10 protein-coding genes are annotated in these 13,820 nt (G+C 45.3%); 5 read left to right on the forward strand and 5 right to left on the reverse strand.

What is annotated here, in order from left to right; translation table 11 throughout:
• Together B9T16_RS18350 and B9T16_RS18355 are read right to left on the reverse strand one after the other, a co-directional pair.
• Positions 1-1,636 (reverse strand): Ig-like domain-containing protein (locus tag B9T16_RS18350; protein WP_410245422.1); only part of this gene is annotated, 1,636 nt, incomplete at its 3' end.
• A gap of 468 nt (positions 1,637-2,104) precedes the next feature.
• Positions 2,105-4,315, reverse strand: a complete 2,211-nt coding sequence (locus tag B9T16_RS18355) for a recombinase family protein (RefSeq protein WP_410245423.1) — start codon at positions 4,313-4,315, stop codon at positions 2,105-2,107.
• A gap of 80 nt (positions 4,316-4,395) precedes the next feature.
• On the opposite strand from B9T16_RS18355, the gene B9T16_RS18360 reads away from it, so the two are divergent.
• Positions 4,396-5,829, forward strand: coding sequence for a proton extrusion protein PcxA (locus B9T16_RS18360; protein ID WP_006617319.1), 1,434 nt, complete (start codon positions 4,396-4,398; stop codon positions 5,827-5,829).
• 441 nt (positions 5,830-6,270) lie between these two features.
• Here B9T16_RS18360 and hpsU read toward each other — a convergent pair whose 3' ends face one another.
• From hpsU to B9T16_RS18375, 3 genes are read right to left on the reverse strand one after another with little or no spacing between them, the layout of a single operon-like run.
• Entirely contained in the window at positions 6,271-6,867 is a 597-nt protein-coding gene (gene hpsU, locus B9T16_RS18365) for a hormogonium polysaccharide biosynthesis acetyltransferase HpsU (RefSeq protein WP_006616790.1), read from the reverse strand.
• Positions 6,864-7,814 (reverse strand): glycosyltransferase family 2 protein, encoded by a 951-nt coding sequence (locus B9T16_RS18370; RefSeq protein ID WP_006616791.1) that lies wholly within the window; start codon positions 7,812-7,814, stop codon positions 6,864-6,866. Before B9T16_RS18370 ends, hpsU begins: the two co-directional genes overlap by 4 nt.
• Before the next feature lie 41 nt (positions 7,815-7,855).
• Positions 7,856-8,800, reverse strand: coding sequence for a glycosyltransferase family 2 protein (locus B9T16_RS18375; protein WP_035736305.1), 945 nt, complete (start codon positions 8,798-8,800; stop codon positions 7,856-7,858).
• 337 nt (positions 8,801-9,137) lie between these two features.
• Between B9T16_RS18375 and B9T16_RS18380 the strand changes: the two genes are divergently transcribed.
• The 4 genes from B9T16_RS18380 to B9T16_RS18395 form a co-directional block, all read left to right on the forward strand.
• Entirely contained in the window at positions 9,138-9,815 is a 678-nt protein-coding gene (locus B9T16_RS18380) for a PEP-CTERM sorting domain-containing protein (RefSeq protein WP_410245424.1), read from the forward strand.
• A gap of 154 nt (positions 9,816-9,969) precedes the next feature.
• Positions 9,970-10,224, forward strand: a complete 255-nt coding sequence (locus B9T16_RS18385) for a hypothetical protein (protein ID WP_410245425.1) — start codon at positions 9,970-9,972, stop codon at positions 10,222-10,224.
• Between the two features lie 28 nt (positions 10,225-10,252).
• Complete coding sequence (locus B9T16_RS18390) at positions 10,253-13,012, forward strand: FHA domain-containing protein (protein ID WP_410245426.1); 2,760 nt, start codon at positions 10,253-10,255, stop codon at positions 13,010-13,012.
• 558 nt (positions 13,013-13,570) lie between these two features.
• A partial coding sequence (locus tag B9T16_RS18395; protein ID WP_410245427.1) for an SH3 domain-containing protein occupies positions 13,571-13,820 on the forward strand: 250 nt, incomplete at its 3' end.

Below are 13,820 nucleotides of genomic sequence, written 5' to 3' on the forward strand. Positions count from 1 at the left end.
CGGGGACAAAATCGGAGGCGGTTAGGTTATTGCTGTTAACCCCAATGAGAACTGCTAGGAACTCTCCATCACTACCATTACGGATAATAGCATTCCCGGCGTTTTCCTCGCTTTGGGTAATGCTGAGTTGTTCAAAGGTGAGGTTCCCCAACAAACCAATTTTATCAGTCCCACCAGTGAAGTCATTAATGACATTAGCTTCTTCTACGCTACCGCCGCCACTACCTTCGGCGATCGCAAAGGTGTCACTACCGGAACCACCTGTTAGGGTATCAGCTCCGGGACCCCCGAATAATAAATCATCTCCCACTTCTCCAGCAATTTGATCATCGCCTTMCCCGCCGATGATAGTATCGTTTCCTGGTCCGCCAAAAATAGTATCGTTGCCAACTCCCCCAAATAATAGATCAGCACCATCATTACCGAAGATTAAATCATCTCCCTCCCCACCATAAATAGTGTCGTTGCCGTCATCTCCCCAGAGGATATCATTACCTTTGTCGCCAAAAATCAAGTCATTCCCAACACCACCCCGAATGCAGTCGTTGCCGTCCCCGCCATACATAGAATCTGCACCAGGTCCCCCCAATAGGGTATCGTTGCCGAGGTTGCCGAATAGTAAGTCATTACCATCTCCACCAATCATCAGGTCATTGTCCTGACCTCCATAGGCGGTATCATTACCCGGTCCGCCGTCTAGGGTATCGTTGCCTTGGTTGCCGAAGAGTAGATCGTCGCCTTCGTCACCTTGTAGGAGGTCGTTTCCAGCTAAACCGAAGATGGTATCGTTTCCAGCTAAACCATTAATGACATCATCCCCTGATGAGCCGATAATAGAGTCATCTCCGGTGGTTCCTTGACCTATTCCTTCGATGATTTGGGCAAAGTCGCCTGGTTGAACTGAGATCACCACTTGCGCTAGGTCGGAGTCTGTGCCGTCGGTGACATTGTAACTAAAGCCATCAGTACCAAAGAAGTCTGGGTTGGGTCGATAGGTGAATATTCCGGCACCGTTGAAGATTAGGCTTCCGTTGGCGGTGCTGCTGAAGTTTTGAACGCTGAGGGTATCTCCGTCTGGGTCTGTGTCGTTGAAGAGTACATCAAAAAAGGTGTCTTGTCCCTGGCTGGTGGTGACAAAAACATCGTTGGCTATGGGAGGTTGATTTTCTCTGGGTTCTGGGTCTGGGTCAGTTCCTGGGTCAGTTCCTGGATCTGGTGATGGGTCAGTCCCTGGGTCTGGCTCTGGGTCTCCTGCATCGTCAGGGATAAAGACAAAGGAGCCGTCTGCACGGCTTTGGAGTCTACCGGGTTCTCGATTTAGAACGGTGAGGAATCCTTGGTCTTGTCCGCCGGCTCTCACTACTATTACGGTTTCACTGCTACCTTGAATTGTAGCTTCAAAGCCTGGCTCATCGGGAACAAATAGTGTGATTCCTCCCTCTCCCAGTAGGGTATCCCCTAAGCCGTTGGAGGCCGGTAATATGTTGGTGATGGACCCTGGGAAGGTTTCAAATCTGTTGGGTATTGGTTCGGCGGGAAAGATGAGAACAACTTGGTTGAGGCTGAGAATTTGATCTCCAGGAGATACTCGCAACGCAAGTTGAGCAGGGGTGGTGGGAATGGTTGAACTGGTCATGGCGTGACTCCTAATTGATGATGACTTGGGAATTTTGGCATAGACAAGGGGTTATTTTAACGGTTAGGCTATGTCAATTGATGCTAATGGTTATGATTTTGGGGCTTGATTTGGGCAAGGTAGCCACATCGGTGATTTGAAGTCATCGACATAAGATGAATGGGTATCAATTTAAACAGATTAATGATGGATCAGTCAATCCTACTAGCGTAAATATCGCAGAAACTGTGACTTTTAATCATAAATTATTCAGATTTCTCGGTGACTGATTAGGGTCAATTAAGATGTATTATTGAGGATGTTTTTCATGGGAACACAATTAAAATTGACTTTTAATATTTAATTAAAGCCGAATTGGTCATTAATTAGCAGATGCAAATTTTTGGTATTTTGGGGATTTTCTCATGAACTTAGGGGGGTATTGATCGGGATTTCAGAAATTGAATTGGATTCATATTACCCCCATTTTTACCGCGTTGGTACACTACTGACAAGGGGTAGAAGAGGTCCGAGTTGTTCTTGACCATTAACTGATAATTCACTATGACAGAGATAAAGGCGATCGCTAACCCGACTTAATAAATCCCACACAATCCTTTGTAGTCTTTGCTGATTGGCTGCCATCATATCTTCACTGGTCCAAGGCTGTCTCTGCTGTTGAATATCTTGGAGAAACACAGGCGCACCCCAAAGGCTACTAGCTCCCTCTTGGAACCAGAGGGGGGAACCTGCATCAAGCCAAAAGTGCCAGGAATGGGATTGGTGATTGACACGGTATTGGAAAATGGTGGCGAGGGTGACAGCAGGAGCCTTAACAGCCATTTCTCCCACGGGGTAGGGGTTGGCGGTAACAACTCCTCGGCGCAACAGTTCAATAAATTGGCCAGTGATTTCGACGGTTTCTAGGGGTGATGGCTGGGGTTTGTCTCTGGTATAAATATCCCAAAAGTGGATGGCGGTTTCCATTAATTCCCGCAACAGGTCGATTTGTGCGAAGGCTTTTAGGATTGGGCGATTCATGTCTATGATTAACGCTGGTGAACCTGTAACCCTAGGAATGAAAAATTCCTGGATGGCTCGGTCTAATAAGGCGACAGGACTGGGGAGGAGGTTCTGATGATACTTCTGTTGCTGTAGGGATAACCACTCACAAATATATTTATAGGTGTTGGCGGCACGGTAGCCGAGGCGGTCCCAGCGTGGAAAGGCATTAATTGGCAATAATTTCGGATTTTGCCAATCAAGGGCGAAACAGTGATCAGCTAATAAACCGGCTCGCACTGGATCGATCGCATTATGGATGGGAAAATTGGCGGCGGGTGAGTCGGGGTCTGATGTGCTGCTGTGTTTGCTCTCTGGGATATGGCTACTGATAATGGTCAGCATTTCGGCGATCGCATCTCTATCTACTAACCGCCCTAAGCCTGGATATACTAAGGCGAGTAGGGTCAGCAGCGATCGCACTATCGAAGAAGTGATCAGCGGTTGCTGTGGTTGAATTTCTTCTAGGGCAATACCCTCATGGGTTAAAATTTCTCGAATAGTATAGCGGGCGATCGCATCTAACCCCGGAGCGATGATAGCAATATCCTGGGGCTGTACCTGATCATTTTTAACCGCTTCTATGATGGTTGTAGCCGTCCGCCGCAATAGTTCAGCCCTAGAAGTGGTTTCGATCGCCAAAACTGACTGCTGAGAGTGACTCAAGTCGGGAAAGTTACCATAATCTTGATTGAGCCATGACAAAACCTCAGCACCCAGAGTTTCTGCTAAACCCTCGACCGGAGAAAGCTGTTCTATCTGACAGCGATCTTGCAACTGTGCTAGATATTTAGGATCTGCCCCTAAACCTAGTCTGACTGCACCTTGGGGATTGTAAGTAAATACTCCCATCACTTGATTCTCTAATAGAAACTCGAATAAATGGCGGGCGATCGCTGGGTATTCATCCACATCATCGGCTAAAATAACTCGATGCTGATGGAGCAGATGCCGTTGATAGGTGGGATGCTTCAACAAATGTCGCCAATATAAATCGGCTATAATGCCATAAGTTAGTAATCCCCTTTGCTGACACCAATTTTGCCAACGTAGCAGCATCTCGGTCATACAGGTGTAGGTGGTCTCACCAATGGCATCAAAAGCCTGATGGCGTTCTAAAATACTAGGCAGATCTTCAACAGGCGTGCCGCTGAGTCCTGCTAGTTGTAATAGGTCGAGGGTTGTACGGACAATGCGATCGCGCCCTCTCCCAAAGTCCGTGAGTTTTCCACTATCGATTTCAGGACTCCAAAGTTGGCTGGCAAGTTCCTGTTCTAGTTCAGGACGCAACCTCTGAGGAAATTGGGCTCTCAGGTCTAGGGCTTCAATGAGCAAAGGCCAGAACAAAAGCACTTCCGCCTGAAAAAATCCCATAATGGTGGTGGCGGAAAATGGATATTGTCCAGGAGACGCTTGGGTTATCCTATCAACTAAATGCCTTTTATTGGTTCCATTGGCGGCTAAAACTAGGGGACGCAAGCCTTGTAGAGGGTGCTTGGGTTGAAATGGGGCTGAATAGGGCGCATTGAGAGCGCCTACATACATTTGACTCCACAGACAAAATTGCTCTACCAAACGGGTAGTTTTACCTGTTCGTGAGCCTCCGGTAATCCACAGTGATTCCCAAACCACAGCCATGTTATTAAAAGTGCTAATATACCCCGTACATTACCATTGTTTCGCGCCTAACCTCAAATAGGTGTTTTTGGCAACTCACTATGACATCCTCAAATTGGACTCAGTTTAAGCGGTTTCTCAATCGTGCTAATCAGTGGTTTCGTGATACTCCTGATCGAGCTTTAGATCAGGCTTATGATGCAGCTCTAAAAATACGATCTCTGGAAAATGAGCATTTTCATGGTGAGGCGATCGGGTCGTCTTCGGATGAATATAGCGATCGAGTCTTGTCTTATTTTAAATCCGAGGTTAATAAGTATTTACAAATCATTCAAATGCGGTTAGCAGAATTTAACACTAGCCGCTCTATTTTAGGTATCTCTGAACAAATAGACCCCGCCGAACTTAATCGCAAGTTGCGGAATCCGGATGATATTGATGACCGCAATTATGACCGAAATCAAGATGCCGATACCATTGACATAATCTGTGAAAAACTAGAATTTATTGATGCTGTCACTAACCGTTATCAGAAAAAACCATCCCCCAAACAAGTACCATCACCATCTAAATCCTTGGTAAAATTTGAAGACTTAGAAAGTCGTTCTCTGATACCTAATCAGCCAGAGAATGGACTGGTTTCGCTTCCCACAAAGTCTAAGTCTATTCTCAGTTCCGATATTCCCATTTCTCCACCAAAAGCCGAAAATAATCTTAAAGACAACCTCCAATCTGAAAACTCCGGCACTAGCTTTCTACCTCGAACTTTGCTCAGAACTGTGACTCGGATTAAACGGGAACTTAACCCAGAGTCGGAAGAACAGGTGATTAAAGATTATCGGAAATCGAAAGTTAAAACCATTATTGCGATTAGATTTATTCTCATCTTGATTTTAGTGCCACTTTTGACTCAGCAATTGTCGAAAAACTTTGTGATTGGTCCCTTAGTTGATAGGTTTTGGGTTAATGAAAACACCCCCCTATTTATGAATGTTGACATGGAAGAAGAAGCCTTAATGGAAATTGAGAGATATGAGTCTAGGTTAAAGTTTGAGATGATGGTGGGTTTCATACCAGAATTAACCCCGGAAGAGTTAGAGGAAAGAACCCAAGCCAAAGCTATCAAAATTGCTGAGGAATATCGCTCATTAAGTGCTAATTCTATTAAAAATATTTTTGCTGATATCATATCAGTGTTTACGTTTGCCTTTATTTTGTCTAACAACAAGGCAGAAGTGCAAGTTGTGAAATCATTTATGGGGGATATAATTTATGGCCTCAGTGATAGCGCGAAGGCATTTATCCTGATTTTGTTAACTGATATGTTCGTAGGTTTCCACTCCCCCCACGGTTGGGAGGTAATTCTGGAAAGTGTGGCTAGACATTTGGGAGTAGCAGAAAGCCGAGATTTTAACTTTCTGTTTATTGCGACATTTCCGGTTATATTAGATGCGGTATTTAAGTATTGGATTTTCCGCTATCTCAACCGCAGTTCACCTTCAGCAGTATCGACTTATAAGACTATGAATGAATAAAAAAAGCCAATAGTTGGGGCGGGTTTATTCATATCCTGGTGAGGAATTGATGATTGATTATGGTGGGTGAGGGCGGGTTTATTCATATCCTGGTGGGGATGCCGGGTTGACAGCAGAACCCGCCCCTACCATGATTAATTCCGGTGGGTGAGGGCGGGTTTATTCATATCCTGGTGGGGATGCCGGGTTGACAGCAGAACCCRCCCCTACCATGATTAATTCCGGTGGGTGAGGGCGGGTTTATTTATATCCTGGTGGGGATGCCGGGTTGATTATGGTGGGTGAGGGCGGGTTTATTTATATCCTGGTGGGGATGCCGGGTTGACAGCAGAACCCGCCCCTACCATGATTAATTATTAATTGTCCGCTGGGTGAGGGCGGGTTTATTCATATCCTGGTGGGGATGCCGGGTTGACAGCAGAACCCGCCCCTACGAAATTGTCAATTATCGATGATTTTTGTGGATATGAGATTTCGGGGGGAATGGGGACGACAGGGGGTTCCTAAGCAAATTTGGGCGGCTGGTAGGTCACTGAAGACGCTGGATCTAGCGCCGACAACGGTATTAGCACCGATCGCCACTCCCGGTCCGATAAAGCAATCCGTAGCTACCCACACCCCAGGAGCGATCGCAATTGGGGCGGTTTGTAGACCAAAAGCGGGGTCATGGATATCGTGGCTTCCCGTACACAAATAGGACTTTTGAGAAATCACGCAATGCTCACCGATTTCGATACGGTCTAGGCTATAAAGTACCACATCATCACCAATCCAACTATAATCACCGATCGCCACTTTCCAGGGGTAAGTCAACCTAGCGGTAGGTCGAATAATTACCCCTTGACCAATTTTGGCCCCAAACAGCCGCAAAATCCCGCAGCGAATGTTATTAAACGGGTGAGGAGTCAGGGGAAAGGCGATCGCCTGAACCAACCACCATAGTAAAATCAACCATCCTGGCTTCCCCCGGTCAAACCCAGATTGATCATACTTTCGCAGATCAACCCAGGCTTCTGTCGATGTCTCCGTTTTGGTCATTTTTCCACTGTTTGAGGTACAGACTGAGGCGTGGCTGTCTTGGTGGTGGGTTTCGCCACATTCAACTGACCGCCAAATTTACGCAATTCGTAAAGTTTCACCCCAATTTGATATTCATATTGGCTCAACAGTCGGCCATAAATATAGCCAGCGCGACCATCCAAAAAACCCAGTTGGATAATATAAAATAGGATAAATCGCAACAGAGGTTTAAAGGGCAGTTTCACCCAAATGGTTTTTAAAAAGCGTTTCCGCTGGACTGCATCTCCAAATAAATCAGCCCCAATGGTTTTACTATCATCCTGACCTGTGAGGATATTGTAGTAAACCCGTGCTTCCCAGTTAGAATAGCGGTTATGGCGTTCTATCCAGTGGAACAAATCCCGGAAATCCTCATGAAGCATATCTTCTTGGAGATAACCGACTTTCCCCTCAGAGATGACTACGTGCTCGTGTACTTCATTATCTCCGGTATTACGGACGTTCTCGGTGTTTAGATTTTCGTAGCGACCCAATTTATGCTTGAATAGACGCAGGTTCCAGTCGGGATATTTACCGCCGTGGCGAATCCATTTCCCTAGGAAGAATACCCGACGATTAATGTAATAGCCAGAATATTCGGGGTTTTGGATTTTTTGGGCAATTTCTTGCCAAGATTCCGGGGTGATACGTTCGTCACAGTCCACAATTAGCACCCATTCATTACGAAAGGGGAGATTTTCCAGGGACCAATTTTTCTTTTTCGGCCATTGACCATTGAAGTGGAATTGTACCACTTTAGCTCCGAGACTTTCGGAAATTTCCACAGTGCGATCGCTACTTTGAGAATCGACCACCAAAATTTCATCAGCCACAGCCACACTAGCCAGACACGCGGGGAGATTTTCCTGTTCATTTTTGGCAGGAATTAGCACGGAAACGGGAATTTTGGATGCAGTAATGCTCATAACACAATGTTGATAAGTAGACCATTAAGATAGGTGATTTCTCATGTTTTGGGTTTGGTGGCTGTGTTGTTGATGTTTAACAAACCAGCGATCGCCGCTCCTAAATAGCCAATTTGACCATAAGCATAAACCAAATTATCAAATCGGGTAGCTGGATCGTTAAAATACTTTAGGGATTTGTAAAGTCCTCTGACCATATTCTCGCCGCCCCGCCCTAATTGTCCCCAGTTGGCGCGTCCCGACAGTTGTTCACGGTAACACTCACTAATTCCCTGCCACCAGCCTCTCTCCATAAACCAACTGCGCTTAACTCTTTCCGGAGCGACATTATGAGCCACCAAAGCATCGGGAATATAAGCCACCTCCCAGCCTCGGTTGAGAGCTTCTTCTGTCATCACCAGTTCTTCGTTAGAAAGCAGCCGTTTTCCCACTCTACCTAGATTAGGGTCAAACCCTCCAATTTGGTCGAGAAAGGTGCGGCGGATAGAGTAGTTTAGTCCTCTGGGGGTTAAGCCGGGATTGCTGATATAAAGGATATCATCTCCTAGGTTATATGCTCCTAAGTTTTCGGCTAAACCGGGGGATAGCCATGGGGGAGGGGTGATGCCTTCTGGCCAAATTAAGGTAACGCGACCCCCTGCTACCGCTAGTTTCTGGTTGTCTTGATAGGCTGTGTAGAGTACCCTTAGCCATTGAGGACTAGCAACGGCATCATCGTCTAGGTAGGCTAAAATGGGAGCCTGGGCGGTTTTGGCTCCGGTATTGCGGGCGACAGACAGACCTGTGATCGGCTCGTATATATAACGGAGTTTAGGGTTATCGAGTTTGCTTTCGACTATTTCACGGGTGCGATCGCTCGAAGCATTATCTACCACGATCACTTCAAAGTTATCAAATTCCTGGTCTAGCAAGCTATCGATCGCCGCCCCTAAGTAGTTAGCTCGATTATGGGTACAAATGATAGCAGAAATCAGCGGTTCAGACATAACTAGAATTCCTAGAGGTTGCTGATGGGTTTCCCAACCGTTGATGCAAATTCCCTGACCACTAATCTGGGTTAACTTCGTCCCCACGGGTCGCAGTTACGAGCCTAGATTAGGATGCTATCATTTTACACAATCTTCACCAAAATTCCCATTCTTTTTACATAACTCCCTGTTAAATTCATCTGGCCTTGGTGTTTAATCATCCTCACGGGGATTAAATAATTTGATAGCGTTCCTCCCTAGAACATTAATTCTAATTGAATCCGTTGCCAGATAGTCTTTATCTACAATTATTTAAACTCCGCATCAATCACTAAACCTAAAACCTGCCATAGCCATGACAMAACTTTTGGCAAATTTAACCCTAGCTTCCGGCATGGGATTAGCCTCGGCTTTAGCTTTTTCTCTACCTGCTCAATCTCTAGTTTTCTACGACCTCCATTTTTTTGATACCGAAGGTCAGTTAGTAGGTACTGGAGAGTTTAGCCACGAAAAACATCCCTTTGCTGGAGTCATCAATTTATGTGTCAATCAATTATCTTGTAATATTCCCCTGGAAATCAGCGCAAGTGACCAATTTTTCCAAGTCACCAGTTTTGTTTCTGATGTCAGAGGTTTATCATTTGAATTCCTCCTTAATAACCCCAATAACCATCAGACTTATCTTTTCTGGCGACCATTTGATGATAATTTAATGTCTAGTGTGGTTCCATGTAGGACTAGAGACTGTATTGGAAGAAGGTTATTTTTCATGGATAATATCTGGTATGATGGCATTGGTAGATCAGAAGTTTCTGCTGGGGCTCTCATGAATGCAACCCAGTGGTCATCGTGGTTGAGGGGATCTCGAATTCCAGACTTTGCTTGGTATAGTGAGTCGGGAACTTGGACAGCTACTAAGCGTTCCGTACCTGAACCGGGAACAATTTTCGGACTGATGGCAGTAGCCCTAGTAACTGGTTCATTATTAAAGCGCAAAGGTGACTCTATTAAACCTGACGATGAACCAAAATAAAGTTGATTTTGTGAGTTTATGAACAGCAAATCAAATCCTCTGGCAAGTCCCCAAACTTCAATAATTAATCAATTGCGGGAGGATTTCGCCCATTAATAAATTGGAAAGAGTTGTTGACTTTTGTTGATTTTGGCATTATAATAGAAGCAACTGGTTGTTTAAAAAAAGCCCAGCGATCGCTCTAAAATTCATTGGAGGGCGATCGCTTTTTTTGATGTTAGCCTTGATGGAGGTTAGACCAGGCGATCGCCAATTGAGTCTACTAATCAAGAAGACCGGGGACTTGAGTCGGAGAACTGTGATTGTGCTAAGGTTTGAGGGAAGGTATGCGTTTAGATTAGCTGTCTCGCCAATTATAAGGAGTGTAGCAGATCCCACTACTATCAATAGTGGTAGCCAAAACAGCTAGTCAGTTTCCCAGCTAATGGAGATATTACATGAGTTTCTCATCAACCAATGCCCAACTCAAAATTCACGGCAGCACATCTGTTTCTGAAATAGTCATTGATAATGGGATAGCTTCCATTGGTCGCGCCCCCGATAACACAGTAGTATTAACAGATATGAGTGTTTCGCGGCACCACGCCGAGATTAGACTAGAGGGCGATCGCTATGTAATTGTGGATTTAGGCAGTACCATTGGCACACTGCTAAACGCAGATACAATTCCCCCCAAAACGCCGCAACCCTTAGCCAATAATGACACCATCCAAATAGGGGATGCTAAACTAACCTTTTGCTTTAGCTCCCTGGCTGTAGCCCCGACCCAAGCCGCCGCCCCAGCCCTATCAGAAGAAACAGTAGTTGATAATACTATAGGGCAAAGCAGTGGCACAGTCCTAAGTTTTACCCTAGAGTTACGGGGAAAGGATCTCATTACTATTGGTCGAGATGCGAGTAATCATACAGTCATTAATCATCCTTCCGTGTCTCGCAACCATGCCCAAATTGCCCGGAAAAACGGGTCTTTTGTTTTAACAGACCTCAGCTCTACCAATGGCACCTTTGTCAATGGTAAAGTAATTACAGGCGATCGCACCCTGACGGTGGGAGACAATATTCGCATCGGTCCTTGTCGCTTCACCTTAAACATTGATGAAACTTTAGTACAGGTCAACGAAGAAGGTAATCTGCGCCTCGATGCGCTAGGCTTAAATAAACAGGTTTCCAAAGAAGTTAACCTACTCAATGATATTTCCCTATCGATACAGGCGCGGGAATTTGTGGTAGTGGCTGGGGTTAGTGGCGGCGGTAAATCTACCCTTCTTGATGCCCTCAACGGCTTTCGTCCAGCTACGGGGGGTCATGTATTAGTCAATGGGGTTGACTTGTACAAAAACTATAACGCCTACCGCACGGAAATTGGTTATGTTCCCCAAAAGGATATTGTCCATACTGAGTTAACTGTGACTCAGGCTTTGGATTATGCCGCCCAATTACGAATGCCGGCTGATACCACTGTAGCAGAAAGACAGAAACGGGTTGATGAGGTTCTCCAGGATTTGGGATTGTCTCACCGTCGGGATGTTCCCATTAAAGCCCTCAGTGGCGGTCAACTCAAGCGGGTATCTATTGGGGTGGAATTGTTGACTAAGCCTAGTTTATTCTTTTTGGATGAGGCAACCTCTGGCTTAGATCCGGGTACGGAAGCTGATATTATGAATCTGCTGCGAAATCTGGCAGACCAAGGTAGGACGGTGATTTTGATTACCCATGCTACCGATAATGTCATGCTGTGTGATTTAGTAGTCTTTTTAGGTGCGGGGGGTCGGATTGCTTATTTCGGCCCTCCTCAAGAGGCGCTGCAATATTTTGGGGTTGAGCGCTTTAATCAAATTTATCATAAGGTGGAAAGGGAGCGATCGCCTCAAGATTGGCAGCAAGATTATCTGAACTCTTCCCAATACCAAAGGTTTGTGGTTCAACGCCAAAAGACTCTCAGCAATGTTCAGGCTGAAACTAATGGTAATAGGCGATCGCAACAGGTTCCCGGCGCGACCATTAAACGGGTTTCCGCTTGGCGACAGTTTCTGATTTTATCGAATCGGAATTGGTCGATTTTAATGCGCGATCGAGCTAGTTTAATCTTAATGTTGGCGATCGCCCCTATTCTCGGTATACTTGACTGGTTTACCTGGAATCGCTATATGTTTGACGATACCAAAGGCGATTTTGGGCAGGTAATTACCATGCTATTTGTTACCGCCTTAGTCGCCGTCATGGTCGGTAGTATCGCCACCATGCGCGATATTGTCAAAGAAGCCGATATCTACCGCCGGGAAAGGACTATTGGTTTACAAATTCTTCCCTATATTCTGTCGAAGGTTTGTATTGCTTCAGTCTTCGCCTTATATCAAGCCGCAATTTTCCTATTGTTTAAACTCATAGCTGTTCAGATTCCCGGAGACTTTTCCGTTTATGGTTCCTTGTACATAACCTTAGTCTTGGCAACCATGGCAGGAATGGTCATGGGATTATTGGTTTCAGCCATTTCTCCTAACCAGAATATCGCCCCTTTATTGACCATTATCTTTTTAGTTCCTCAAATTACTTTTGGTGGCGGAATGCTACCTATTAACACCTTGGGACTACCAGGACTGATCATTAATCATCTCACCCTAACTAAATGGCCGTTTGAATCCTTTGTTACTATCACTGGAGTAGGTCGAGATGTAGCGGAAGACCCCTGTTGGCAGTTAGATGAGGATGAACGCGAAGCCTTAACTGATGCCCAAAAACAGGACTGTATTTGTTTAGGAACTAGCCTATTTAATCAATGCAGTTTTCCCGGCATTTTAGCTAAGTATAATCCGGCTGTTGACCAGCCAGAACCCGTCCGTCCTGAATCTCCTGGCGACCCTCCCCAACAACCTACTAGACCCGATAACCAGTCTTTTCAAGCGCAACTAGACTATGAAGACGAGATGGATCAATATCAAGCTGATATGGAAGCCTACCAAGACCGGGTTAATGAGTACCAGACAGCTATTCAACAATGGCAGGATGAGTATGGAGAATGGCGAGGTAAATATGAGGGGGCTTTAGGTGAAGCCGAAGGAACCATTAAGCGTTTTTTCCAGGACTATGGTTCAATGTTTAATGTCAATGTCGGCAAATATTGGGGGATTTTAATTGGGTTAATTATGGTGATGTTGGGCTTGTTATTAGTGGTGCAAAAACGCAAGGATGTAATTTAACAACCCCGATACAATTATGGGTGGAGGTGAAGCGATCGTGAAACCCAACAGAGTAGGTTGGGTGAAACCCAACAGAGTAGGTTGGGTGAAACCCAACAGAGTAGGTTGGGTGAAACCCAACAGAGTAGGTTGGGTGAAACCCAACAGAGTAGGTTAGGTAAAACCCAACAGAGTAGGTTAGGTAAAACCCAACAGAGTAGGTTAGGTAAAACCCAACAGAGTAGGTTAGGTAAAACCCAACAGAGTAGGTTAGGTAAAACCCAACAGAGTAGGTTGGGTGAAACCCAACAGAGTAGGTTAGGTRAAACCCAACAGAGTAGGTTGGGTGAAACCCAACAGAGTAGGTTAGGTAAAACCCAACAGAGTAGGTTRGGTRAAACCCAACAGAGTAGTGAAACYNCAACACCAAAACACCAACCACAGGGTGACAAAAGTCAGTGATTATACTGATGACGCTGGTTAATTGGCGGATGATAATAGGACTAAGCCGGAACATGGGCTTAATTATTTAAACCATTGCTGGCTGAATATTTCACCTATTAATAATGGTGTCAATCAATGAGTCCTCAAAAACTGTTGGTGTCTGCTGGTCTATCTATGGTTATAATAGCTGCTGCTGTAGTTCCGGCTTGGGCTTATCCGGCGCGTTTATTTGCGAATGATGCTGGGTCTCAAATTAACATTCGTTCAGGACCGGGAACTAACTATTCTGTGGCTCATTATGGTTATGCGGGAGATTATGTTGATGTGATTAATGAAAGGGTAGTTAATGGCTATAAATGGTATTATGTGGAGTTTCCAGCGTCTA

It is taken from the genome of Arthrospira sp. PCC 8006, from assembly GCF_046480465.1.
GTDB classification, from domain to species: domain Bacteria; phylum Cyanobacteriota; class Cyanobacteriia; order Cyanobacteriales; family Microcoleaceae; genus Limnospira; species Limnospira platensis.